This is a genomic window from Ferranicluibacter rubi, assembly GCF_011603255.1.
Taxonomy (GTDB): domain Bacteria; phylum Pseudomonadota; class Alphaproteobacteria; order Rhizobiales; family Rhizobiaceae; genus Ferranicluibacter; species Ferranicluibacter rubi.
Window position 1 is genome coordinate 28897 of sequence record NZ_JAANCM010000021.1, and the last position, 24537, is coordinate 53433.

The 24537-nt window shown below is 63.5% G+C and carries 25 protein-coding genes; 6 read left to right on the top strand and 19 right to left on the bottom strand.

The window, feature by feature from the left end:
• Nucleotides 1-77: 77 nt before the first annotated feature.
• Both dxs and G8E10_RS24485 read right to left on the bottom strand, forming a co-directional pair.
• Nucleotides 78-2006 (bottom strand): 1-deoxy-D-xylulose-5-phosphate synthase, encoded by a 1929-nt coding sequence (gene dxs, locus G8E10_RS24480; RefSeq protein WP_167131019.1) that lies wholly within the window; start codon nucleotides 2004-2006, stop codon nucleotides 78-80.
• Nucleotides 2007-2271: 265 nt separating this feature from the next.
• On the bottom strand, nucleotides 2272-3630 hold the full coding sequence (locus G8E10_RS24485; protein ID WP_167131020.1) for an APC family permease: 1359 nt from the start codon (nucleotides 3628-3630) through the stop codon (nucleotides 2272-2274).
• Nucleotides 3631-3906: 276 nt separating this feature from the next.
• Between G8E10_RS24485 and G8E10_RS24490 the strand changes: the two genes are divergently transcribed.
• Nucleotides 3907-5064: a thioesterase domain-containing protein gene (locus tag G8E10_RS24490; RefSeq protein ID WP_167131021.1), complete on the top strand. Its 1158-nt coding sequence runs from the start codon at nucleotides 3907-3909 to the stop codon at nucleotides 5062-5064.
• Here the strand turns inward: G8E10_RS24490 and G8E10_RS24495 are convergent, their stop codons facing one another.
• The 7 genes from G8E10_RS24495 to G8E10_RS24525 all read right to left on the bottom strand — a co-directional run bounded on the left by G8E10_RS24495 (nucleotide 5065) and on the right by G8E10_RS24525 (nucleotide 10744).
• A complete protein-coding gene (locus tag G8E10_RS24495) occupies nucleotides 5065-5358 on the bottom strand; it encodes an exodeoxyribonuclease VII small subunit (protein ID WP_167131022.1) in 294 nt (97 codons plus the stop codon).
• A 5-nt stretch (nucleotides 5359-5363) separates the two neighbouring features.
• Nucleotides 5364-6293 carry a histone deacetylase family protein gene (locus G8E10_RS24500; protein ID WP_110726702.1) on the bottom strand — a complete coding sequence of 310 codons (930 nt, stop codon included), beginning with the start codon at nucleotides 6291-6293 and terminating at the stop codon, nucleotides 5364-5366.
• A gap of 86 nt (nucleotides 6294-6379) precedes the next feature.
• Nucleotides 6380-6943: a biotin transporter BioY gene (locus tag G8E10_RS24505; RefSeq protein ID WP_110732813.1), complete on the bottom strand. Its 564-nt coding sequence runs from the start codon at nucleotides 6941-6943 to the stop codon at nucleotides 6380-6382.
• A gap of 36 nt (nucleotides 6944-6979) precedes the next feature.
• Nucleotides 6980-7582: an energy-coupling factor transporter transmembrane component T family protein gene (locus G8E10_RS24510; protein ID WP_165929799.1), complete on the bottom strand. Its 603-nt coding sequence runs from the start codon at nucleotides 7580-7582 to the stop codon at nucleotides 6980-6982.
• Nucleotides 7579-8259, bottom strand: coding sequence for an energy-coupling factor ABC transporter ATP-binding protein (locus G8E10_RS24515; protein ID WP_132446494.1), 681 nt, complete (start codon nucleotides 8257-8259; stop codon nucleotides 7579-7581). The genes G8E10_RS24510 and G8E10_RS24515 overlap by 4 nt, the downstream gene beginning before the upstream one ends.
• 843 nt (nucleotides 8260-9102) lie before the next feature.
• Complete coding sequence (locus G8E10_RS24520; protein ID WP_167131023.1) at nucleotides 9103-9360, bottom strand: hypothetical protein; 258 nt, start codon at nucleotides 9358-9360, stop codon at nucleotides 9103-9105.
• Between the two features lie 436 nt (nucleotides 9361-9796).
• Nucleotides 9797-10744 (bottom strand): transglutaminase family protein, encoded by a 948-nt coding sequence (locus G8E10_RS24525; RefSeq protein ID WP_167131024.1) that lies wholly within the window; start codon nucleotides 10742-10744, stop codon nucleotides 9797-9799.
• A 251-nt stretch (nucleotides 10745-10995) separates the two neighbouring features.
• Between G8E10_RS24525 and G8E10_RS24530 the strand changes: the two genes are divergently transcribed.
• The 3 genes from G8E10_RS24530 (at nucleotide 10996) to G8E10_RS24540 (ending at nucleotide 12921) form a co-directional block, all read left to right on the top strand.
• On the top strand, nucleotides 10996-12186 hold the full coding sequence (locus G8E10_RS24530) for a winged helix-turn-helix domain-containing protein (RefSeq protein ID WP_167131025.1): 1191 nt from the start codon (nucleotides 10996-10998) through the stop codon (nucleotides 12184-12186).
• Nucleotides 12187-12262: 76 nt separating this feature from the next.
• Complete coding sequence (locus tag G8E10_RS24535) at nucleotides 12263-12553, top strand: nucleotidyltransferase family protein (protein WP_132440614.1); 291 nt, start codon at nucleotides 12263-12265, stop codon at nucleotides 12551-12553.
• On the top strand, nucleotides 12550-12921 hold the full coding sequence (locus G8E10_RS24540; RefSeq protein WP_167131026.1) for a HepT-like ribonuclease domain-containing protein: 372 nt from the start codon (nucleotides 12550-12552) through the stop codon (nucleotides 12919-12921). The genes G8E10_RS24535 and G8E10_RS24540 overlap by 4 nt, the downstream gene beginning before the upstream one ends.
• A 140-nt stretch (nucleotides 12922-13061) precedes the next feature.
• Here the strand turns inward: G8E10_RS24540 and G8E10_RS24545 are convergent, their stop codons facing one another.
• The 5 genes from G8E10_RS24545 to G8E10_RS24565 all read right to left on the bottom strand — a co-directional run bounded on the left by G8E10_RS24545 (nucleotide 13062) and on the right by G8E10_RS24565 (nucleotide 18807).
• The gene (locus G8E10_RS24545; RefSeq protein ID WP_132446502.1) at nucleotides 13062-13346 is read right to left on the bottom strand and encodes a helix-turn-helix domain-containing protein; all 285 of its coding nucleotides are present in this window, start codon (nucleotides 13344-13346) and stop codon (nucleotides 13062-13064) included.
• Nucleotides 13339-13665, bottom strand: coding sequence for a type II toxin-antitoxin system RelE/ParE family toxin (locus tag G8E10_RS24550; RefSeq protein ID WP_167131027.1), 327 nt, complete (start codon nucleotides 13663-13665; stop codon nucleotides 13339-13341). Before G8E10_RS24550 ends, G8E10_RS24545 begins: the two co-directional genes overlap by 8 nt.
• A gap of 38 nt (nucleotides 13666-13703) precedes the next feature.
• Nucleotides 13704-14804: a 3,4-dihydroxy-2-butanone-4-phosphate synthase gene (ribB, locus tag G8E10_RS24555; RefSeq protein ID WP_132711112.1), complete on the bottom strand. Its 1101-nt coding sequence runs from the start codon at nucleotides 14802-14804 to the stop codon at nucleotides 13704-13706.
• Between the two features lie 69 nt (nucleotides 14805-14873).
• Nucleotides 14874-15971: a chorismate synthase gene (gene aroC, locus G8E10_RS24560; protein ID WP_132446506.1), complete on the bottom strand. Its 1098-nt coding sequence runs from the start codon at nucleotides 15969-15971 to the stop codon at nucleotides 14874-14876.
• Between the two features lie 133 nt (nucleotides 15972-16104).
• Nucleotides 16105-18807, bottom strand: coding sequence for a bifunctional diguanylate cyclase/phosphodiesterase (locus tag G8E10_RS24565; protein ID WP_167131028.1), 2703 nt, complete (start codon nucleotides 18805-18807; stop codon nucleotides 16105-16107).
• 271 nt (nucleotides 18808-19078) lie between these two features.
• On the opposite strand from G8E10_RS24565, the gene G8E10_RS24570 reads away from it, so the two are divergent.
• A complete protein-coding gene (locus tag G8E10_RS24570) occupies nucleotides 19079-19339 on the top strand; it encodes a DUF1344 domain-containing protein (protein WP_110726688.1) in 261 nt (86 codons plus the stop codon).
• 9 nt (nucleotides 19340-19348) lie between these two features.
• Here the strand turns inward: G8E10_RS24570 and G8E10_RS24575 are convergent, their stop codons facing one another.
• The 4 genes from G8E10_RS24575 to G8E10_RS24590 all read right to left on the bottom strand — a co-directional run bounded on the left by G8E10_RS24575 (nucleotide 19349) and on the right by G8E10_RS24590 (nucleotide 22858).
• A complete protein-coding gene (locus G8E10_RS24575) occupies nucleotides 19349-19933 on the bottom strand; it encodes a histidine phosphatase family protein (protein ID WP_167131029.1) in 585 nt (194 codons plus the stop codon).
• Between the two features lie 99 nt (nucleotides 19934-20032).
• Complete coding sequence (gene fabI / locus G8E10_RS24580; RefSeq protein WP_092932534.1) at nucleotides 20033-20851, bottom strand: enoyl-ACP reductase FabI; 819 nt, start codon at nucleotides 20849-20851, stop codon at nucleotides 20033-20035.
• A gap of 288 nt (nucleotides 20852-21139) precedes the next feature.
• Nucleotides 21140-22273 (bottom strand): DnaJ C-terminal domain-containing protein, encoded by a 1134-nt coding sequence (locus G8E10_RS24585; protein WP_167131030.1) that lies wholly within the window; start codon nucleotides 22271-22273, stop codon nucleotides 21140-21142.
• 138 nt (nucleotides 22274-22411) lie between these two features.
• On the bottom strand, nucleotides 22412-22858 hold the full coding sequence (locus tag G8E10_RS24590; RefSeq protein ID WP_167131031.1) for an RT0821/Lpp0805 family surface protein: 447 nt from the start codon (nucleotides 22856-22858) through the stop codon (nucleotides 22412-22414).
• A 102-nt stretch (nucleotides 22859-22960) separates the two neighbouring features.
• Between G8E10_RS24590 and pdxH the strand changes: the two genes are divergently transcribed.
• A complete protein-coding gene (pdxH, locus tag G8E10_RS24595) occupies nucleotides 22961-23581 on the top strand; it encodes a pyridoxamine 5'-phosphate oxidase (RefSeq protein WP_110726683.1) in 621 nt (206 codons plus the stop codon).
• Between the two features lie 4 nt (nucleotides 23582-23585).
• Here the strand turns inward: pdxH and G8E10_RS24600 are convergent.
• The coding region (locus tag G8E10_RS24600) for a polysaccharide deacetylase family protein (RefSeq protein WP_167131032.1) at nucleotides 23586-24537 on the bottom strand (952 nt) is incomplete at its 5' end.

Sequence of the window (24537 nt, forward strand, 5' to 3'; positions counted from 1 at the left end):
AGGGCCCGGGTGACAAGCCTTTTGCGTCATATCGCACGGATCTCGGCGGCGTAGCGCGCCATCACAAGCGTCCGAGGTTAGCCCGCGGCGTCGCGGCCGACGCGCTTTTGCCCGAGCGCGCGGAAGACGGTGGAGACGATGCCGGCGCGGTCGAGGCCGGCCTGGGCATACATGGCGTCCTGCTTGCTCTGTTCCATCCAGATGTCCGGCAGCACCATCGGGCGCACCTTCAGGCCCGAATCCATCAGGCCTTCCAGCGCCAGAAACTGCAGCACATGGCTGCCGAAACCGCCGACCGAGCCTTCCTCGATGGTGATCAGCACCTCGTGCTCGCGGGCAAGGCGGCGGATGAGGTCGTGATCGAGCGGCTTTGCAAAGCGCGCATCGGCAACCGTCGTGGAAAGCCCCGAAGCATCGAGGTCTTCCGCCGCCAGCAGACAATCGGCGAGCCGCGTGCCGAAGGAGAGGAGGGCGACTTTGGTGCCTTCCTTGACGATGCGGCCGCGGCCGATCTCGAGGATCTCACCACGAACCGGCATGTCGATGCCGACGCCTTCGCCGCGCGGGTAGCGGAAGGAGATCGGACCCTCGTCATAGGCAGCGGCCGTGCGCACCATGTGCTTCAGCTCGGCCTCGTCGGCCGCGGCCATCACCACGAAGCCGGGCAGGGCGGCAAGATAGGTCGTGTCGAACGAGCCGGCATGCGTCGGGCCATCCGCACCAACGAAACCGGCGCGGTCGATGGGAAAGCGCACCGGCAGCCCCTGGATCGCAACGTCATGGACGACCTGATCGTAGCCGCGCTGCAGGAAGGTGGAGTAGAGCGCCGCGAAAGGCTTCAGCCCCTCCGTCGCAAGCCCCGCCGCAAAGGTCACGGCATGCTGCTCGGCGATGCCGACGTCGAAGATGCGGGTCGGATGCGCCAGCGCGAACTTGTCGAGCCCGGTGCCGTTCGGCATGGCGGCGGTCACGGCGACGATCCGCTCGTCCTCGTTGGCCTCCTGCACCAGCGTCTCGGCGAAGACGGCGGTATAGGACGGCGCATTCGGCTTGGCCTTGGCCTGGGCCCCGGTGATGACGTCGAAGGTGTTGACGCCATGATATTTGTCGGCGGCGGCCTCGGCCGGCGCGTAGCCCTTGCCCTTCTGCGTCACGACATGGATCAGCACGGGGCCATGCGCATTGTCGCGCACATTGCGCAGCACCGGCAGCAGGTGCTCGAAGGAGTGCCCGTCGATCGGCCCTATATGGTAGAAACCCAGCTCCTCGAACAGCGTGCCGCCGGTCACATAGCCGCGGGCATGCTCCACCGCGCGGGTAATCGCGCGGTCGATCGACTTGCCGAGATAGGCCGTCAGCTTCTTGCCGAGCTCGCGGAAGCCCATATAGGTCCGCCCGGAGGCAAGCCGCGCCAGATAGGCGCTCATGGCGCCGGTCGGCGGCGCGATCGACATATCGTTGTCGTTGAGGATCACGATCAGCCGGGCATCGAGCGCGCCGGCATTGTTCAGCGCCTCATAGGCCATGCCGGCCGACATCGCCCCGTCGCCGATGACGGAGATGACGTTGCGCTTCACGCCCTGCAGCTCGGACGCCACAGCCATGCCGAGGCCGGCCGAGATCGACGTGGAGGAGTGCGCGGCACCGAAGGGATCGTATTCGCTTTCGGCCCGGCGGGTGAAACCGGAGAGGCCGTTTTCCTGGCGCAGGGTGCGGATGCGGTCGCGGCGGCCGGTCAGGATCTTGTGCGGATAGCACTGGTGGCCGACATCGAAGATCAGCCGGTCGTGCGGCGTGTCGAACACCTTGTGGATGGCGATGGTCAGCTCGACCACGCCGAGGCCGGCGCCCAGATGGCCGCCGGTCCGCGATACGGCGTCGATCATCTCGGCGCGCAGTTCTCCGGCAAGCTGCGTCAGGTCCTTGTCGTCGATCGCTTTCAGATCCCGGGGCAGGTTGACCTTGTCCAGAAGCGGCGTCGACGGCGGGGAGTTCGGTTGGGTCACGCTGTCCTCATACCCGCGGTCGTTGGTAGGCCGCGATAGAAATCATTCGCAAAAAGGCGTCTTAATCGCAATTCGCCGGAATTGCAAAAGCCCGTCGCCGCAACATCCGCACGATGGTGCAGTGTCCGAAAAAGGCCATGCGGCGGATTGGTCGGTAAGGACGATCCGCTCCCGAATCTGCGTCAAGGGGCGCCGGTCAGGATACCGGAACCCCCGTCTCGATCCTACAACAAAGTTCAGCCTTGAATGTTCGGGGCCTGGCGCATCAGGCCCGCGCGGCATTCGTCCGGCGCATAATGGTGACGGTGGCAAGCCAGAGCACCACGCCGATGCCGAGAAGCGCGCCGGCGATGAGGTACTGGACGGGATCGCGCCCGGTCCACGGGCCGGCGAGGAAGGTGCAGGTCAGCGCGCCCAGCACCGGGAAGACCGTGGGAATGCGGAAGTGCTTGTGCTCCACCGTGTCCTTGCGCAGCACCAGCACGGCGATGTTGACGATGGCGAAGACGCAGAGCAGCAGCAGCGCCGTCGTTCCTCCAAGTTGGGGAACGCCGCCGGCAAAGATCAGCAGGCCGATGGCCAGCAGCGTGGTAAAGCCGATGGCGATGTAGGGCGTCTGGCGTCCATGATGCACGCGGCCGAGAATGGCGGGAATGACGTCTTCGCGCGCCATGCCATAGAGCAGCCGGCTTGCCATCATCATATTGATCAGCGCGGAGTTGGCGACCGCGAGCATGGTGATGACGCCGAAGATGCTGATGGGAAAGCCGGGCGCGCCGGCCTGCACGACCTTCAAGAGCGGCGTCTCGCCCTCGCTGAGTTCGCCGGCCGGCACGAGCGTGATGGCGGCGATGGAAACGAGCACATAGATGACGCCGGTGATGAGCAGGCCGGTCAGCAGAACCTTCGGAAAGATCCGGCTCGGATCCTTGCACTCCTCGGCCATATTGACGGAATCCTCGAAGCCCACCATGGCGAAAAAAGCGAGCGTGGTGGCGGCGATGACCGACCAGAACACGCCGCTATCCCCAGCGGGCGTAAAGGTCGTCACGCGCGACACGTCGCCCTGGCCGTGAAAGATCGCCCAGAAGCCGATGCCGATGATGATCAGCAGGCCCGTCAGCTCGATCATCGTCAGCCCGACATTCAGCTTCACGCTCTCCCCGACGCCGCGAAAGTTGATGGCGGCGACGAGTACGAGAAACAGGACCGCGATCAGCACCACCATGCCATCGCCCACATCGAGCCCAAGCGCCGCCGTGAAGTTGGCGGAAAACGCCCGCGCCGCCGTGGAGGCCGAGGTGATGCCCGACGACATCACCGCGAAGGCGACAATGAAGGTGAGGAAATGCACGCCGAAGGCCTTGTGCGTGTAGAGCGCGGCGCCCGCAGCTTTCGGATATTTCGTCACGAGTTCGAGATAGCTGAAGGCGGTGAGCAGCGCGACGGCGAAGGCGATGAGGAAGGGCAGCCAGACGATGCCGCCGACCTTGGCCGCGACCTGTCCGGTCAGCGCATAGATGCCGGTGCCGAGAATATCGCCGATGATGAAGAGCAGCAGGAGCCCCGGCCCCATCACGCGCTTCAATTCGGGTTGCGTCGTCTGTTTCTCCTGCCCCGTCATCGGAAACCCCTTCTCCCATGGATGTTGTTCGCAATGACATAGCTCTGCCGGCCGCGAAGGAAAGATGCATCCGGTAAGACCATGAGGAAATTCGAAATCGCCTCAGGGTTGCATATTTCCGGGTGGCACGCGGGGCGTATGATGTTGAAAGGACACGCACGGAGCATGTCCTATTCAACGCTTTGGTAATTCGAAGCGTCTATATCCAGGTCATGACGCGGCGATAGGCGCGAACGGGTGGTCGGACCTCCGGCATTCGAACATGGGATGAACGGGATGCTCGCGACACTGACAGGCCTGTGCCAGCAAACGATGCGCACCGCCATTGCCGCCGATGACGATCTGGTGGCCAAAGGCCTGAACGCCAACAAGGCGCTCGCGCTTATCAAGCAGTTCTGGATGCAGACCGGGATCGAACTCGACGTCAACGTGTTCTACCTCAACCGCACGCCCCGCGCGATCGTCGAGGCGATTGGGCAGGGTTGCGTGCAGCCGACCGACAAGATTTTGCTTTTGCGCGAGGGCGACGGCACGCGCCCGCTCTTCCTCTTTGCCGGGGGCGTGAACTGCTTTCTGGAGACGCAGGACCTTGTCGATGCCTTGACCTTCGAGGGCGCGATCTACGGCATCACGCTGACGGATTTCGGCCGGCCGGCCGGCTCTCCGCCTGAGGTCGCCGACGAGGTCGAATGCGCCTATCGCGCCATGAAGACAATCCAGCCGGAGGGGCCTTATCGTCTCGCGGGTTACTCCTTCGGCGGCGTGCTGGCACTGGAGCTTGCCCGCCGGGCGCGGGTGGATGGCGACGTGATCGAGGCGCTGATGCTACTCGATCCGCCGCAGAACGATCATAGCTGGCCGCTCCTGCTCTGGGCCGGGCTGATGCGCCGGACGATCACGCGGCAGGTGAAGTCGGTGCTCGGGAAACTGGCAGGCCGCGCCCTGCGCCGCGGCAAGCCGTCGGCGGAGCGTCAAGGCGATGCCGGTGCCGAAGCCCCGCGTCCGGGTCTCGACGCCTCCGCCGCGCATCACAGCCCGCCCCGCCGGGGCCACCAGCTTTTTTTCCGCTTTCGCAATCCGCGTCACCCGGATTACCCGCTCTACGCGCCGCAATGGGCAGGCGGCTATACCCCCGCTTACGATGCCTGCGCCCGTCAATTGCTGCAGATGAAGGGCCTCTACAGGCCGAGCGTCTATGATGGACCGCTCGTCTTCTTTGCCTCGACATCCGGCTCGCCGATCGATTGCAACGCCAGGCGCATCTGGAAGGCTTACCTGCCGGAGGCGAGATGGGTCTCGGCGTCGGGGAACCATCTCAGCATGATCGTCGCCAGAAAGGCCCGAAAGCTTGCCGCCGTGATGGACATGCATCTGCGGCTCATACCCATATCGACATCGGAAACATCCGCGCCCGCGAAAAGCGCGGCCGCCTGATCAGTTGCCGTCCAGCGGCTCCACACCCTGCGGCTTGCCGGCGCGGTCGAGGCGAATCTTCTCGATGCGGTTTTCGGCCGCGTTGAGCAGCGCTTCGCAATGCTTCTTCAGCGCTTCCCCGCGCTCGTAGAACTCGATCGAGCGGTCGAGGGCGACATCGCCGCGCTCCAGCGCCGAAACGATCGATTCCAGTTCCTCGACGGCCCGCTCGAAGGACAGCGAGGCGACATCGGCCGGGCTGGAAGGCTCCGCTGGGCCAGCGGCTGGCGATTGTGTGCGTGTTTCGTTTGCCATGGCGGTCATCCCCTCATCAGGCGCTGGATATGAAGACCCGCCGATTCGGCGAGCCCCACGAGGTCATAGCCGCCTTCGAGCAGGCTGACGATCCGGTTGCTGGCATGCTTGCCCGCAACATCGAGCAACCGGCCGGTCGCCCAGTCGAAATCGTCGCCGACGAGGTTGATCTGCGCCAGCGGATCGCGGTGATGGGCATCGAACCCGGCCGAGATGATGATGAGATCCGGCTGGAAACGCTCGAGCGCCGGCAGCACGCGCGACTTGAACGCCTCGCGAAAATGCTCGCTGCCGGTATCGGGGGAAAGCGGCGCGTTGACGATGGTGTTGTGCGTGCCGGTCTCGTCCTTCGCGCCGGTGCCGGGATAAAGCGGCATCTGGTGCGTCGAACAGAAGAGGACGGAGGCATCGTCATAGAAGATGTCCTGCGTGCCGTTACCGTGGTGCACGTCCCAATCGACGATCGCCACGCGCTCGGCCCCGTGCACGCGCTGAGCATGCCGCGCGGCGATGGCGGCATTGTTGAAGAAGCAGAAGCCCATGGCCTTCATCTTCTCGGCATGGTGCCCGGGCGGGCGGGAGGCGACGAAGACGTTGTCGGCCTTGCCGGTGAAAACCGCGTCCACCGCAGCCACCGCGCCGCCGATGCCGGTCAGCGCCGCCTGCAGGCTCGCGGGGCTCGCATGCGTATCGGCCTCGAAACTGTTGATGCCCTCTTCGGGGATCACCGACATCACGGCCCGCAGGTGCTCTTCCGGATGGGCGAGCAGCACGAGATCCTCGTTGCCCTGCGGTGCTTGTTTGCGGACGAGATCGGAAAACCGCTCGTGCTCCAGCGCCAGATTGAGCGCCCGCAGCCGATCCGGCCGTTCCGGGTGGCCCTCGGGCACCTGATGCTCGAGGAAGATGGGGTTTTCGTAGAGGATGGTTGTCATGGGCGCCAAGCTAGAGCGCTAAAGGGGCAGGGTCCAGCACCTTGCCGGCTTTTCCCCGCCCGTTCGCTCTTCAAGCTAGGTTCCCGTCAGCTCCGCTGCGGTAGCAGCGGATAGCCGACGAGGACGGCGCGGGCGGCAAGTGCTGCGATGCCGGCCTTGAGGATGTCGCCCGGCAGGAAGACGGCATTTGCCGAGAGAGCGGCCACGAAGCCCATGCCGGTGTTGATGGCCAGCCAGATCGTGCCCATGAGGTAGACGACGCCGATGCCGCCGATGATGGAGGCGAGGAAGAAGCCGGCGATCTGGCGTGCGCCGCCCTGAGTTTCGCGAACGATCCGTTCGGCGACGAGGCCGGTGACGAAGGTGCCGACGACCCAGCCCGCGATGTAACCGCCGGTCGGGCCGGCAAGGACGGCGAGCCCGCCGCGGCCGCCCGAAAGGACCGGCAGGCCGACGGCCACCATGAGGATGAGGAGGAGATAGGCGAGCGCACCGCGCTTGGCACCGATGATGCAGCCGGCCAGCATGACGCCCATCGACTGCGCGGTGATCGGCACCGGCACGAAGGCCAGCGTGATCGGCGGGATGATGCCGAGGACGATGATGATGGCAGTAAACAGGGCGGTCAGAACCAGGTCGCGCGTCGACATTCGCCTCTCCTTTCACGAGTTGCTGATGGAGCCCGATTAGTGACGCCGCAGGCCCCGTGCGTCAATGGCCATCGCAATCATGTCGGCATCTTTCAGCGTGAGGATGATCAACGGCGCCAGCATTTTCAGCGGGCGCACGGGCAGGCCCCGCGCCGCATGCGCTTCCCGCAGGCTCTCGTAACGCGTCGAGATCTCCGGAACGAAGCGCAGCACCAGCCCCAGCGCCAGCCCGATATCGGCGGCATTGACAAGCCCCAGCCGCTCGAACGGCATCATCAGCCGGGTGATCTCCTCCATGAAGTCGCCCACCTCCGTCGAGGCCGTGACGGTGGCGGCAAGGAGAATAAGCGTGGCGAACCGGAAGAGGACGACGAGACCGTGAACCGGCGTCTCGAAGAAAGCCGTCGCCCCCGCCACAAGCCCGATGGAGACGAGCGGCCAGGCAAGCCGCGACAGGCCTTCAGAAAACGACACGCCCACAGTGGCGAAGACGAGCGCCGAGAGCAGAACCGCCCCGCCGAGAACGAACGGATCGACCGTGAGAAAGACCGCAAGGCTGGCGACGAACAGGACCGCGAGCTTGGTGCGCACGGACAGCCGGTGCAGCAGCGTCGCGCCCTCGACATGCAGGCTCTTCAGCACAGCGCCACCGCCTCATAAGCCTTTACGACATCCCCCGGTATGCCGTCGGCGATCAGGCGGCCTTCGTGGAACAGAAGCACGCGCTCGAAGCTCTCGATCAGCGACAGGTCGTGACTGACGACGATGGCCGCCTCGTCGAGGCTCGCCAGCGTGTCGATCACCCGCTTCCGGTTCTTGAGGTCCAGCTGGTTGGTCGGCTCGTCGAGAATGAGGATGTCGGGTTCGGTCACCAGCACGCTTGCCATGGCCACCAGCTGCGTCTCCCCGCCCGACAGCGCATGCACCCGCCGCCGCGCCAGATGCTCGATGCCGAACCGCATGAGAATGCCCTCGACCCGCGCCGCGACCTCCGCTTTCCCAACGCCCCGGCTCTTCAGCCCAAGCGCGATATCGTCGGCGACGATCGGCAGGATCAGCTGGTTTTGCGGATTCTGGAAGATGAAGCCGACCGTGCCGAGAACGGCCGGGCCATCCGCGACCGTATCGAGCCCGTTCACCGTCACGTGGCCCTGGCTTGGCTTGACGAGGCCGTTGATGGCCCGCGCAAAGGTCGTCTTGCCAGACCCGTTAAGCCCGATCACCCCGATCCGCCGCTCGGTGAGCGCGAGGTCGAGCGGATGCAGCGCGACGGTCTCGCCATAACGAATGCTGCAATCGGCAAAGCGGATCTCCAATCCCGTCTCCTCGGATGTCGCAGTGGATCGCCGGTTCATAGGCGAACGCGGGCAAAAGGCAAAGCGGGTCTGTTGGGCACGACGATGCAAAGACGTCCTCAAACTGACAGGGCAACGGCTTGAACGGTGTCGGGATTTCGGCGAGGAGAGGTTCGCAGAGCGATGCGTTCGCGTCGATCACCGCAATCTGAATCGGTTCAGCAGGTGGATTGCCGCCCAGCAAACGGGATTGGACGGGCTTTTGGCAGAGGCTCGAAAGGGCGATGGTGCGGCCGGAGGAGCGAGAAGGCGAAACTCGTCAGGGCGGGCAGGAACAGAGGTAAGCCGAACAGTCAGAGTTCACACACGAGCAGCGCGACAGGCTGCTCGGAAGGACACGTGCTTCAAAACACGTAGGAAGACATGAGAGAGGCGAGCATGAAAGGTGATATATTCTAAAATAAAGTAAAATATTAATATAATATAGCCCATTTTTTTGCGGAATCTACTGCTGTTTTCAACGACTCATACCCATTTTATCTTTCGTATACAGGTGTATCTAAAAACAACTATATAGAATTTTCTCTGATATTTGCTACTTTAGATTCATTTTGCTTCTTTCTTTGGGAATCTACGATTTGTACTTAGTACATATTATTTTCCAAATGACGGAAGCATATAAATACGTAGATATGATTGCCATATTTAGATTTTTCCCATACTTCAATCTTTTCGTACATTTTTACTCCAATGGCTCCCATCGGCCAGATCGAATTCGCTGTATCGTATTTTGTCTTGTATTTCTAAATTGCGTTACATATTGGCCCTGATTATTCGTAACAACCACCCTATCACCCTTAACGGTTACAGTATTTCCTGTTTCTGTGTCTCTGAATGAGCGCCCTTCGCGAATAACTCTACCTTTTCAACCACGGATCTATGCGGATCGTTTTTTGCTTCTTCAGCCCGTTGCCTTCCATGAACGGTGTATGCGTCAGCGTTTTTCTTTTTACCATTCGGATCATTATCGTCATCATCTGGGTCAGGAGTTGGGCCTTCAGCCGAGGCATCATCTTTTTTCGAAAAGCCCGAATTATCTTGACCATCCCCATTTCTTGCCATGTTGGAATTACATCCACCAGGACACATATCGTTCGGGGTCCCTGCAGGTGATGCCCCAAAAGACTACGGCACCGACGGCGACAGCACCGGTACCCATCGTGGCCGCGTGGCTCCGCCACCTAATCCAAGCGCTGCACCTAATCTAGATAGTGCACCGCCTATAGCTTCAGCCAGTCCACCCCAAAATCCACCAGTGGCTGTACCCGCTATATGCCCATTCAGATCGCTCTTGTTGACCGGATCATTGCCTGCATAGGCATAGCGGTTGGTGCCGACACCCTGCAGTGTTGGGTCCATCGTATCCGGTGACATGAACCGAGCGTTGGCCGCCGACCCGAACGACACTGACAGCATGCTGCAGATGAGCAGCAGGCTCAGAATGCGGGCCAGAAACCCGCTGGAAAAGCATTTCAAAGCCCCCGCTTGGTTGAGATCGTTATTGCGCCTGGCCGTCCTGTGGCCGCCACCCCATGGCTTCCGCCTTGGCGAAAGCCTGCATATTTTCCTCGTACCACCGGTCGGCTTTTACCTTCAGGTCAGCCGGGATGTCTTCCATTCGCAAGTATTTTCCCGCCAACTCCCGCCGCAGCAGGCCGCTATAGGCGCTGCCCTTCTTCACCAGCCCATAGGCGAAGGTAGGATAATGCTGCAGAAGGACGTCGGAGATGGCAATCGCGTGTTCGAAGGCGCCGGCGTCGATCTGATGCTCGATCAGAAAGGAGGCGATCAGCGCTGCCGATTGCTCATGGGAAAGAGGCCGGAGATAGACTCCGTTCGTGACCGCTTTGTCCGACATCGGCAGCTTCTGCCGGTACCAGGCATCGCGGGTGAAACCGCCGCCGCTAGTGGCCTCCAGATTCCAGATTACGCCGTCGTCGTCGGTGTATTTGACGAAGACATGCAACGGCGCTTCGGCCAGCGTCAGTTTTAGCCCCAGCCGTTGGCCAACGAAGAGCATTAGCATGGGCATGGTAATGCAGTTGCCGCGCCGGGTCGTCAGGTACCGTTGCAGCAGGCGGTTTGCCGGTTTTTCGCCGAGCGGATCATCGAGATCGTATTGAAAAGGCCTGTCGTCGTTCCAAGCGCCGCTCTCGTAAAGATACCGCTTCAGAGCCGTGAGCGTTTCGGCGCTCTTTGCATTCTGTCCGGCCATGGCTTTCACATTATCGGCCATGTTGTCGATCAGGGATGTCGCAGCATGCGCATTGGTGGCGGGATCGACCATCTGGTCGACGGACAGCTTCACGTCGAGCAGATCGCGGGTTGGCGCGAACAAGGCCTCTGTTTTGCTTTGAAGCTCACCAAAATCGTTCTCTGGCGGAGCTGCGAAGGCTGCTGCTATCGGAAGGCTGAGGGCCAGAATGACGACACGATAAATTCTCATGAGACATACAATCAATAATTGAATTAGAAATACATGATCAAATTATTTATATCAACGAACGGCCCAGACCTTTCAGCGGCTTCGTCGTGGACTGAATCAGCTGTGCGGACCAAGAGGTAACCATATTTCCTCCTTTCTAGCCAATCATGAAGCCGTCCCCGTCCCCGTCCCCGTCCCTGTCTTGTTGCGGAAGGATTGAATTTTGCGAAGCGGCAGTTGATTCTATTCTAGAACAAAGCATGATCAAAAACATGACGATTCTCGTATCCAACCGCGATGCCCGCCGCATCTTCCTCAACCGCCAAGGGCTGGCATCGCCGCCCAACCGGGCGCTGACGAAGGCCGGCCTGCTCGACCTCGTCACGAAGATCGGCTTCGTGCAGGTGGACAGCATCTCCACGGTGGAGCGCGCCCACCATATGATTCTCCACGCCCGCAGCCAGACCTATAAGCCGGAGCATCTGACAGCCCTTCTGGAGAAGGACGGCGCGCTGTTCGAGCACTGGACGCATGACGCCTCGATCATCCCCAGCGCCTTCTTCGTCTACTGGAAGCACCGATTCGCGAGCGAAAGCGAGACGCTGGTGGAGCGCTGGCGGAAATGGCGGGAGGCGGGGTTTGAGGATGTGTTCGACGACACGCTGAAGCAGATCACCGAGACCGGCCGCGTGCTCGCGCGCGATTTCAAATACGAGGACCGCACCTCCGGCGGCTGGTGGAACTGGCACCCTTCCAAGACCGCGCTCGAATATCTCTGGCGCACCGGCAGACTGGCGATTGCCGGCCGCGACAGCTTCCAGAAGATCTACGATCTGACCGAACGCGTGATCCCCGAGACCTATCGATTAGGCGAGGTGGACCGCGAGGCCTTCATCGACTGGTGCTGCAGGGCGGCGCTCGAGCGTCTCGGCTTTGCCACCCACGGCGAACTCGCCGCCTTCTTCGCGCTGATCTCGCCGGAAGACGCGCGGCAATGGGTGCTGTCGCATGCGCACGAGCTGCAATCCGTGGTCATCGAGCCCGCCGACGGCAGCCGTCCGCGCGCCGCCCATGCGCTCGCCGGCTTCCCCGATACCCTCGGCGACCTCGAAGACCCGCCGGCCCGCCTTCGCGTCCTCAGCCCGTTCGATCCGCTCCTGCGGGATCGCGCCCGCACCGAGCGCCTGTTCGGTTTTACCTATCGCATCGAGATCTTCGTGCCCGAGCCGAAGCGCCAATATGGCTACTACGTCTTCCCGCTCCTCGAAGGCGACCGTCTCATCGGCCGCATCGACATGAAGGCCAACCGCAAGGCGGGCCTCCTGGAGGTCAAGCGCCTCTGGTGGGAGGCCGGCCTCCGCCCATCGGCAGGACGCGCCGCGCGGCTCGACGCCGAACTTGCCCGCATCGCCCGCTTTGCCGGTGTCGAGCAAGTGGTATGGCTGGAGGGGGCGAGGGGGTAGGGCTGTTTTATTTCAGCGGCATCTGTTGTACGATGCCGAGGCGAGCGCATGATAAGAGCCACCCAGAGGATCGAAGATGAAGCCGTCCGCCGCCGTTGAGAAACACCGCGAAGCCGTCCACGCGCTGGTCCGCCGCTTTCACCTGTCCAACCCCCGGATCGTCGGTGCTGCAGGAGAGAACGGCGAGGCGGAAGGCGACGAACTCGAATTCCTCGTCGACGATCGCCCCGGCACCACGCTCCTCGATCTCGGCGGACTTCAGGTCGAGTTGGAAGAGCTTTTCGGCACGCAGGTCTATGTGCTGACGCCGGGCGATGTTCCCGAATATCTGAGAACGAAAGTCCTGAACGAAGCCCGTCCGGTATGAGGGCATTCAGTGTCCTCAATCATCTCCTGACGTTGCAGGAGGCGGGTCAACAGGCTCTGGAATACTGTGTCGGCATCGACCATGCCGAATTCCTTGCCGACAAGAAAACGCATCAGGCCGTGCTGTTCAACCTGATGATCGTCGGCGAATCCTCAGCGCGTATTCTCAAGAGCGATCCATCGTTCACCAGCCGCTTTCCCGAGATCCCCTGGCGAAACATGAAGGGCATGCGCAACCGCATTGCTCACGCGCATGCCACGCTCAATCTGGCCATCATCTGGGCCACGCTCGACCAAAGCATGCCGACGCTGATCGAAGCCCTGCCAGCTCTTCTTAAGGCCGCCAAGAGTGAAGAAGGCACCGTCTGACGATCAGCCGAAGCCAAACCTCACAAAATCACCGTCTCCGAAATCCCGAATCCTTACAGCCCGACATAATGCCGCTCGTAGGTAGAGAGGAGCTTGATCGAGGAGATGCCGAGGTCTTTCAGGTCTGGGCCGCACGCCTGTCAGGCCGCGTGCGGCTCGTCGAGCGCGATGCGCAGCTTGAAGCCGGCAGCCGTCGCGATATTGACGAGGGCGTCGAGTGAGAACTTATCGACCTTGCCGCGCATCAGGTCGTTCAGACGCGGCCGTGTCAGGCCGAGCCGCACGGCGGCCTGTTCCTGCGGAATGTCCCAGCTTGTCACCTTCTGCCGGATGCCGATCATCAGGTCGGCGCGGGCCGTCAGATTGGCAGCTTCCGCTGCATTGTCCGAAAGCGCGTCGAAGACATTGTCGAACGTTTCATCCATGAGATGCCTGCCAGTTTCTGAGACGTGTCGCTGCCAAATCGAGATCGCGCTGCGACGTTGCCTGTGTCTTCTTCTGGAACGCGTGCAGCACGAGAACACGATCCGCAAGCGTCGCGAGGTAGATGATCCGAAAGGCCCCCGTTTCGTCTCGGATTCGGATTTCCCGTACACCGGAACCGATCGCCTTCATCGGTTTCCAGTCCGCAGGGTCGAGGCCGTGTTGCAGCGTTCGAAGCGCAACGCCGGCACGGTAGCGAACCGATTCCGGGAAATGCCGCAGCACATCCCGGCTATCTCCAAGAAATGAAACGGGCTTCACGCCCTAACTGTATCAAATTCGATACAGTCCGCAAGACCTCACAAAATCACCGTCTCCGAAATCTCGATCCCGAACCCTTCCAGCCCGACGTAATGCCGCTCCCGGGTCGAGAGAAGCTTGATCGAGGAGATGCCGAGGTCTTTCAGGATCTGGGCGCCGAGGCCGATTTCGAGCCATTCGCTGTCGCGGGCCTGGGCTTCGCTGTGGCCTTCGCGGTCCTGCATGCCCTTGCGCGCGGTCTGCGAGGCGCCGACTCCGACGGAGCCTTCGCGGAGATAGACGACGACGCCGCGGCCGTAGTCGGAGATGCGCTGGAGGATGTGGTCGAGCTGGCCCTGCTTGCCGAAGACATCGGCGCCGACGTTTTCCAGATGCAGCCGCACCGGAATATCGACGCCGTCGCGGATGTCGCCGAAGACGACGGCCAGGTGCTGCATCGGGTCCCAGGGCAGGGAGAAGGCGTGGCCCTTGGCCATGCCGAACGGCGTCTCGATATCGAAGACGTCGCCGCGGTCGATCAGCGTTTCCTTGCGCTGGCGATAGGCGATGAGGTCGGCGACGGAGAGTTGCTTCAGGCCATGCGCTTCCGCAAAGGCCGCGACCTCAGGCCCGCGCATGACCGTGCCGTTGTCGTTGACGAGTTCGGAAATCACGCCGATCAGCGGCAGGCTGGCAAGCTTACAGAGATCGACGGCCGCTTCCGTATGGCCGGAGCGCATCAGCACGCCGCCTTCGCGCGACACCAGCGGAAAGATGTGGCCCGGCCGGACGAAATCGGCGGCACCGGCATTGGGATTGGCAAGATTGCGCACGGTCAGCGTCCGGTCGTCGGCCGAGATGCCGGTCGTCGTGCCGTGCTTGAAGTCGACGCTGACGGTGAAGGCGGTGGTGTGGGCGCTGTCGTTGTCGGCCACCATGGCGTTGAGGTTCAGCCGCTTTGCCTCTTCCTTGGGCATGGGCGCGCAGACGATGCCGGAGGTGTGGCGCACGATGAAGGCCATCTTCTCGGCCGTGCAGTGGACGGCGGCGACGATCAGGTCGCCCTCGTTCTCCCGGCCGTCATCATCGGTAACGACGACGATTTCGCCGGCCTCGAAGGCCCGGATGGCATCGACGACGCGCTTCTGGTCGAAGGACATGGATGGAATCCTCTCGTTTCGCATGGCCGCTCGGGCCGCAGGGTCTTGTCGGCTGGCCCGACCGTTTGACTAATCGAGACGGCCGGTCTGGCCGCGGTCGCGCAGGTAGTGGTCGGCGATCGCGCAGGCGACCATGGCTTCGCCGATCGGCACGGCGCGGATGCCGACGCAGGGGTCGTGGCGGCCCTTGGTGCGCACGTCCACCTCCTGGCCGTCCGCGTCGATGGAGCGGCGCTCGGAAAGGATCGAGGAGGTCGGCTTGATGGCGAAACGCGCGACGACGGGCTCTCCGGTGGCAATGCCGCCGAGAATGCCGCCAGCGTGATTGGAGAGAAACACCGGCTTGCCATCCGGGCCGATCCGCATTTCGTCGGCGTTTTCCTCGCCGGTAATGCCGGCAGCCTCGAAACCGTTGCCGATCTCCACGCCCTTGACCGCATTGATCGACATCAGGTTCGAGGCGATATCCTGGTCGAGCTTGGCGTAGATCGGCGCGCCGATGCCGGCCGGCACGCCCTCCGCCACAACCTCGATGATGGCGCCGACGGAGGAGCCGGCCTTGCGGATGCCGTCGAGGTAGTCTTCCCAGACGGGGACGATGGCAGGGTCCGGCGCGAAGAACGGATTGTTGCCCACCTCCGACCAGTCCCAGTTCGCCCGGTCGATTTTGTGCTGGCCGATCTGCACCAGCGCGGCCCGCACGGTGAGGCCCGGCACCACGCGCCGCGCCAGCCCGCCGGCGGCAACCCTTGCTGCCGTCTCGCGGGCGGAGGAGCGCCCGCCGCCACGATAGTCGCGAATGCCGTATTTCAGGTCGTAGGTGTAGTCGGCATGGCCCGGGCGGTAGCGCCGGGCGATCTCGCCATAGTCCTTGGAGCGCTGGTCGGTGTTCTCGATCAGCATGGAGATCGGCGTGCCCGTGGTGATCAGCGTCTCGCCGTCCGCATCCGGCATCACGCCAGAGAGCACGCGCACCAGATCGTCCTCGCGCCGCTGGGTGACGAAGCGCGACTGGCCCGGCTTGCGCTTGTCCATCCAGGCCTGCAGCTCGGCCAAAGTGAAGCGAATGCCCGGAGGGCAGCCATCCACGACACAACCGAGCGCCGTACCGTGGCTTTCGCCCCATGTGGTGACGCGGAAGAGATGACCGAACGTATTATGCGACATGCTGCGGCAACCATTGTCTGCTGCGGGCGGCCTCCACTGGCAGCGCCCGTTCTCTGGCGGACACTCTTACTGCATAAGTCGCAAGGCGGAAACGCTTTGCGCAGAAAAACAGGGGATGCCGGCGAGAGATCCGTTACGAGGCGAGCTGCCACTTCGCCGCCGCGAGATCCGCGAGCCGGTCGGCCGGCAGCGGCTTGGAGAAGGCATAGCCCTGCAGAATGTCGCAGCCGAGGACGGCGAGCATTTCGGCATGCGCAAGCGTCTCCACGCCTTCGGCCACCGTCCCGATGCCCAGCGACCGGCCGATCTCGATGATCGCCCGCACCAGCGCCTGCTCGCGGGGCGCATGGGTGATGGGGGAGACCAGCTGCCGGTCGATCTTCAGCCGCTTCGGCTTGATCTTCAAGAGGCTGACGATCGAGGTGTGGCCGGTGCCAAAGTCGTCGAGCTCGATATCGATGCCGAGCGCGACGATGCCGGCGATGTTGGCGGTGATGATCTCGTCGTCGCCATCCAGAAAAATCGCTTCCACGAGTTCGAAACAGAGCTGTCCCGGCGCGAATGCGAGGTTGGAGAGCGTGTCGAGCAGCGCCTCGTCCCGCAGCCGCCGCGCCGAGACGTTGACGGAGATTCTGGGGATGGAGATGCCGGCGGCCGTCCAGTGCATGAGGTCGATCAGCGCGCGCTCCATCACGATCTGGTCGAGTGTGGCCACGACGTTCAGGTCCTCGGCGATCGACAGGAATCGGTCGGGCGTCAGCACGCCGTCGCGCGGGTGGTTCCAGCGGATCAGCGCCTCGACCCCGCAAAGCTCCAGCGTTTCCGCGTCGAACTGCGGCTGATACCAGGCCGTGAATTCGCCGCGCTCGATGCCCTCAAGGATTTCGTCGCCGATGCGCTTGCTGTTGAAGATCTCGGACTGGAGCGCCTCGCTGAAGAATTCGTAGCGATTGCGGCCCTTCTCCTTCGCGCGGTAGAGCGCGATATCGGCGTTGACCAGCAGTCGGCCGAGATCGGCGTCCGCACCGCGGCCGACGGCAATGCCGACACTGACGCCGAAACGACAGGAAAAGCCCTCGTAATCGACGGGCTGGCGCATCCGGGTGATGATCCTGTCGGAGAGCGCTTCCAGCTGTCCCAAAACTGGGTTCGGCACGAGAACGACGAATTCATCGCCGCCGATCCGCGCAACCAGATCGCCCGGCCCGGCCTCCGTCTTCAGCACCTGCGAGGCGTGCACCAGCATGGCGTCGCCTGCGGCATGGCCGAGCGTGTCGTTGATCTGCTTGAAGCGGTCGAGGTCGAGATGCAGCAGGGCCACGTCGGTGGCGCGCTCGGCATCCCGCTCCAGAAGGGCGGCGAGCGCGGCGTCGAGCATGCGCCGGTTGCCGAGCCCGGTCAGCGGGTCGTGAAGCGCATTGTGCTCGATCCGGTCCTTGGCCGCGGCCAGTTCCGCCGACTGCGCCTCGGCAAAGGCCTTGGCTTCCATCATCGCGTTCGTCAGGCGCACGTCCTCGGTAATGTCCCAGCTGAGGCCGGTCACCGTCTTGCGGCGGTCGGCCCCCATGTTGACCGAGCCGATGTGGCGGATATGGCGCGTGCCCGTCGGCAGGACGACGCGATAGTCCGTCTGGTACCGCTCGAAGAACATCACCGTATTGTTCAGCACCTCTTCCGCGTGCGGCAGGTCGTCGGGATGAATGTTCGCTTTCCAGCAGATCGGTCCGGGTGCGCCGTTGCGCGAGGGAAGGCCGTGGAGGCTGTACATCCGGTCGTCCCAGGTGCGCAGCCGCGTCTCCAGGTCGATCTCCCACACCCCGAAGCTGGAACATTCGAGCGCCAGATTGAGCCGCTGCGACATGGCCAGGAATTCCCGGTTGCGACGGTCGAGCGCGGTGATGGCGCGCCGGCGTTCGCCCATCAGCCCGAATGTCAGCACGATCGGCACGATCACGATCATGGCGAATGCCATGATCGTCAGCGCGATCTGTTGCTGGTTGTCGGGCCGCTGGTCGAAGCCGCCGACGGGCGCACCGGCGAGCTGCCACGTGCCCCCGGGCAGAACGACATTCTGCAGCACCGCCTCGGCATGAAACGTCGCATTCGTACCGAAGAAGGCATCGCCAATGTTGGCGGAATCGGAAATGTCGCGAATGCCGAGCATCACCGGCGTGCTCCTGCCGGCGGCCACCGCGCCGCGTCCGGCCCCGGTCGTCAGATTGGCGCCGAGATAGACGGCGCTTTCGTCGATCACCGCCTCGACGAAGCCCCAGAAAGCGGGCACGCCGTCGGGGCTGTGGAAGACCGGCGTGTAGACGTCGAAACCGGTGGAGCCGTCGGGAAGCACGAGCAGGCTGCCGATGGCGGCGCGCCCATGGGCTTGCGCACGCTGCGCTGCGGTGCGTTGGGAGTAGAACCTGTCGAGCCGCATGCCCGCCATCCGGGCTTGCTCCATGGATGGCATGACTCGGGAAATGACACCGTCGGGCGCAAGGCTGATCCGGCGGATGCCGGGATTGCGCTCCATGATTTTCGTGGCGAGCGCGGCGAACCGGGCGGAGGATATGTCGCCATCGAGGGCGATATCGTTCGCAAGGCCGGAAAGGGCGACGGTATTGCTGTCGATATTCGCCTGGATCTGCGCCTCGGCAAGGCGCAGCGTGCTCTGGACGTCGCTTCTCAGCGCTTCGCGGAAGTTCGTGCTGTTCTGTGCCTGGTAGAAATGCCCGACGGCAAACAGGATCAGCGTCGCTAGGAGCGACGGGATGATGGAGGAACGGGTGAAACGCACGAAGATCGACGCTCTGGCGCGAACAGCGTCCCCAATTCCCGCCATGTGACCGGTTCCCTGTGCACTCGTCCACCGTGTGAACTCGCCCGAAGGTAGTGCCCGAAGATTAAGATCCTCTTATGCTCGGGGGTGACCGGCGTGTTGCAAAGCATCCTGCAGCGACGTCAAGACTTTGCTAACCATGTTCGCGCTAACCTGGTTCGCCGTCACATGCTCATCGGATTGTCACAAGCTTGGTGAATTTTTGCCACAATCGGCGCCCAAAAACTGCATCATATTCGAACAGTGAATCAAACGGTCAAGAGGGAGACTTGGGATGCGTTTCGTCGTTGCGACATTGATGGCGACCGCCAGTTTCTTCTCGCCGCTCGCGGCCTTTGCCGATAGCGCCGATATCGAAGCCACGATCACGGGCATCGACACCGAGCGGCTCAGCCTCTCGCTGGATGACGGCAAGAGCTATCAGGCGCCGGAAGAGTTCAATTTCGAAGGCCTGAAGGCCGGCGTCAAGGTCGTCGTGTTCTACACCGAAGTCGACGGCAAGCGCGTCATCAACGATCTCGAAGTCGTTCAGTAGGAGGGTCTTTCAGACCCAGCCGACTGTCCCGTTCTCGATCTTCAATATCCGGTCCTGCGGAATGGCGCCCATCGAGGCCTCCTCGGCCGCCATGGCGCCCAGAAGCTTGAAGACGCTGCGAATGACGCCGCCATGGCTGACGCAGACGGTGGGAACCGTGACGTCCTTCATCCAGGATGCGATGCGCCAGGAGAGGATCTCGTAGCTTTCCGCGTCGTCGCCGGGGGGAATGAAGTCCCACTTGGAGGCCTCGCGCTCGGCGACCCGCTCCGGCACGCTCGCCTCCAGCTCTTCCAGCGTGAACCCTTCCCAGTCGCCGAAGGAAACCTCCTTCAGACGGTCGTCGGTCCGGTAGGCCTCGGGCGCGAGCCCCATGGCGCCGCGCAGCAGCTCCATCGTCTCGCGCGTCCGCCCGAGCGGGCTTGCCACATAGTCGAACGCGGTGGCTTGCGTGCCGAGGATGTCGGCCAGCGCCCGGCCATTGCCGCGCGCTTGGTTACGCCCCGTATCGTTGAGCGGAATGTCCTTCTGGCCCTGGAGGCGAATTTCCGCGTTCCAATCGGTCTGGCCGTGACGGATCATATAGATCAACATGGAGAATTGCCTGACTGTGGGGGAGGGCGCGACGCGCATCCCACGGAAAGGCCGGATCACAGGCCGGCCGCGTGGCGATGCGCGATCGAAGAGCGGACGTCAGTCCTTGACGACGGCGATATCCGGCGCGTCGACCGCCTTCATGCCGACGACATGGTAGCCGCTATCGGCATGGTGCACTTCGCCGGTCACCGACCGCGAGAGATCCGACAGCATGTAGAGACCGACATCGCCAACCTCGTCGATCGTTACAGTGCGGCGCAGCGGTGCATTGTACTCGTTCCACTTCAGGATATAGCGGAAGTCGCCGATGCCGGAGGCGGCCAGCGTCTTGATCGGGCCGGCGGAAATGGCGTTGACGCGGATGTTCTTGGGGCCGAGATCGACCGCGAGATACTTCACGCTGGCTTCCAGCGCCGCCTTCGCAACGCCCATGACGTTGTAGTTCGGCATCACCTTTTCGGCGCCGTAATAGGTCATGGTCAGCAGCGATCCGCCATCCGTCATCAGCTTTTCCGCGCGGCGCGCGACCGAGGTGAAGGAGTAGACCGAGATCTGCATGGTCTTGGCGAAGTTGTCGGGCGAGGTATCGACATAGCGGCCGGTCAGTTCGTCCTTGTCGGAAAAGCCGATGGCGTGGACGACGAAGTCGATCTTGCCCCAGGTCTTCTCGATATGGTCGAAGACGGCGTCGATGCTGGCTTCGTCGGACACGTCGCAATGGCCGGCGAGAATGCCGCCGAGTTCGGCCGCGAGCGGCTCGACGCGCTTCTTCAGGGCATCGCCCTGGTAGGTGAAGGCGATCTCGGCACCCTGCGCATGGATCGCCTTGGCGATGCCCCAGGCGATCGACCTGTTATTGGCGACGCCCATGATCACGCCGCGCTTTCCACTCATCAAACCGGATGTCTGCGCCATCGTGTCTGTCCCCGAATGCCTTTTGGATCGGACCGGCCAGGCGCCAGCCGAAATCGTCTCTGAAAATTGACTGCCCGGAACGCGTCCGCACCCGCTCGTCAGCGAGGGGCGGTCCGGTTCGCGAGGCCTCGCTATGGCATAGGCTCACAAGGCGTTCAAGCTTGGGGAGGATCAGGAACTGTTAGGACCGGTAACAAACGGTCAGTGTCCACCGTGAATGTCGCATGTTCGTCACGAAGGGGGGCGATTTTCACGCGCAAGCTGTGTGAAGGGCGCGGTAAAGAGGCGTCAGAGCACCAGTCCGTCGCGCTGGCTGCGCATGAGGTCCATCAGCTTCTGGTCGGGACGCGCGCTCAGGGTCAGGCTGAGTTCGACGATCAGGGCGCCACGTCGGCCGTCGGCCGTCGGCAGGCCCTGGTCCGGGATGCGCAGCGGCCTGTCCGGGCCCGACCACGGGGGCACGACGAGCGATGCCTGTCCGGTGACGGTCGCGACCGTCGTGGTGCAGCCGAGCACGGCGTCGTGCAGCGATAGGGACAGGGTGGTGTGCACGTCCGTGCCGTCGACGCGGAACTGCTCATGCCGCGCGACACGGATGCTGACGAGCGCATCGCCGCGCGCGGTGCCCTGCCGGTAACCCTGTTCCCGCAGGCGAATGAGGCTCCCGTCGGTCGTGCCGGCCGGCAGCGCCACCTTCAGCACCTGTCCATCGGGCAGCGTCGCCGTCACGCGCCGCCTGCGGAACAGGTCCTCCACCGTCGCCACGGCCTCGCAGACGAGATCCGGAACGCGGTCGGCAGCAGGCTTTTCGCCGGTCTTTTCATGCGCCTTTTCGCCGCCCTCGAGCGAGGATGCCGGCAAGATCCGGCGGAAGAGGCTGGAGACGATCTCGGCCGCCGGTGCCGCAGCGCGGGCAAGGATGCCCGGGCCGAAGGGCACATGGCTCGCCGGAGCGTCAGTGGCGGTCTCGGCCGCAGCCTCCTCCGCAACCTTCGCCTCGGCCGGTGCCTCGTTTCTCGGAGGCGGGGCAGGGCGTGCCGCCGCAGGCTTCGGGGCAGCGGCTTTCGCCGCCTCGGGCTTGCCGCTGTCCGTCCCGAAGATGCGCGATACCGCCTCCTCGGCCGTTTCCGGGCCGACGGCCTGTTCGGGTGCCGAGGGGTTGGCGCGGCGCTTCATTTCCTCCATGCGGCGCAGGTCCGCATTGCGGCGGGCCTGGTCGTAGCGGTTGCGCATCTGCGGGTCCTTCAGGACCTCATAGGCGCGGCCGGCCTCGGCAAAGCGGGCGGTGGCATTCGGATCTTCACGGTTCTGGTCGGGATGCACGGCCTTCGCCACGGCGCGCCATGCGGCCTTGATCTCGTCGGGGTCGGCATTGCGGCGCACACCGAGGACGGCATAGGGGTCCTGCATCGACATCTTCATCGTTCATCCTCGTCCAGCATTGGCCGGGTCGCCATTGCCGGCGGGGATGATGAAAAGAAGCGCCTTAAGGACAGGTTTATTGCGGCAGAACCCGGGCGCATATGTGCGCAGAGGGTTAAGAAAGCGTTTGCGAAAGGGTCAGCTGCGCCGCGCAAAGCTGGTCAGCGTCCAGTCGCCGTCGCCCGTCCGGCAGGTATTGCCGTCGAACTTGGCGATGCCCTGATAGGAATGGCGCGTCGTCGTGAAACGGCGGCACACCACGCCTCCGACGGTCTGCTCCTCAATGCTGGAGATGACGCCGGCGCTGCCGGATTGCGCATTGGCCCAGGGAATGGGGTTGCCGGCGACCTCGCGCACATCGGCGGTGGAAACCGCGGTCTGCACGGCGGCCGCATCGATCATCGCGGGGCTCGGCGGAGCCGGGATGGAGCCGGTGCGGACGCTGTCGACGCCGGCGGCGTCGCCGAGGCCGATCCCGTTGCCCATGCAGCCGGAGAGCCCGGCCACGCAGAGCCAAAGCGTCATCGCTCCCGCAAGGCGCGAGAAGAGCTTGGTGTCGCAGACGCGTTTTGCTATGTCTTTCACGGTCACCCTGTCGGACTGGAAATGGCTACGGTGTCGCTCGAAACGGCATGTCCGCGGCCTACATGTGAGGTCAGCATCGGCAGCCTGCATTGGAAACGGAATATGACGGAAACCCGGTTAACAACTGGTGACTTCACCGAGGAAAACGAACCCTTTACGCTGTTCGGCACCTGGCTGAAGGAGGCGCAGGAAACCGAGATCAACGACCCCAACGCCGTGGCGCTCGCTACGGTCGATCCGGATGGCCTGCCCAATGTCCGCATGGTGCTGCTGAAGGACTTCGACGCCGACGGTTTCGTGTTCTACACCAATTTCGAAAGCCAGAAGGGCCGCGAGATTCTGGCGACGCGCAAGGCGGCGATGTGCTTCCACTGGAAGAGCCTGCGCCGGCAGGTGCGACTGCGCGGAACGGTCGAGATCGTCAGCGACGCGGAGGCCGACGCCTATTACCAGTCGCGCGCCCGCGGTAGCCGCATCGGCGCCTGGGCCTCGAAACAGTCCCGTCCGCTCGAAAGCCGCTTCGCACTGGAAAAAGCGGTCGCCGAGTTCACCGCCCGCCACCCGATCGGCGAGATCAAGCGCCCGCCTTACTGGTCCGGCTTCCGCATCCGTCCGGTGTCGATCGAGTTCTGGAAGGACGGCGCCTTCCGCCTCCACGACCGTATCGAGTTCCGCCGACCCGAGACCGCCGGCGACTGGTCCAAGGTGCGCATGTACCCTTGAAGCTTTAGCGACCCTTCATCAGGCGGAAGGGAATGCCCGAAGCCAGTGCCGAGACATGGCCCGGCGTCTGGAAATGCCCGTTGAGCGAGATCCGGGGCAGGGCGGTCAGGTCGGCATCGCTTGCAAGCGTGCCCGGCCGCGTCGTCACGGCGACAAGACCGTGGCTGCCGGCAAGCCGCATGTCGCGCGAGGAGACCGCTCGCCCATCGCCATAGGGGTAGGCAAACGTCGTCGGACGAACGCCCGTGATGGCGGCCACGGCATCGACGGACCGTACGATCTCGTCTTCGGCGTCCGCATCCGACAGCCGCGCCAGCGCCCTGTGGGTCAAAGTATGCGCCCCGATCGCCGCCCCCGGCAGGCGGGACAGCACGCCAAGCCCCGCCGCATCCAGTGTCAGCCGATCGGTGAGCGACAGCGGATCGAGCCCTTCCGCGCGGGCCAGCCGGTCGATATCGGCAATCGCCGTCGCCTCGTCCCCGGCATGCACGAAATCGGCAAAGCGCGCGAACGCCGCCTGCATCTGCTGCGGTGTCTGGAGGTGCAGGCGCTCCGGCCCGGCTCCGAAGTCGAAGGTCAGCCGGGGCTTCGCCTGCAGCAGCTCCGCCAGCGTCTCCCACCAGAGGCTCCGTGCGCGCTTAACGAAGCCTTCCGTCGCAAATACGGTGAACGGTACGCCATGATGGGCAAAGACCGGAGCGGCATGGTCGAGATTGTCGCGATAGGCATCGTCGAGCGTGAAGACGGCAACCGGGCGCCGGTCGTCGCCGGCGAGATGCGCGGGCAGGTCGGCAAGCGCGATGAACCGGTAACCATCCCGCTTCAGCCGGACGATGGCCGCATCGAGAGACTGCGGCGTGATCTCCAGATGCGCATTCGGCGAAAACATCGCGGCTACAAACGGCCGCACATGATGCAGCGTAAAGATCGCCCCGCGCCCCCGCGCGCCCCGCAGC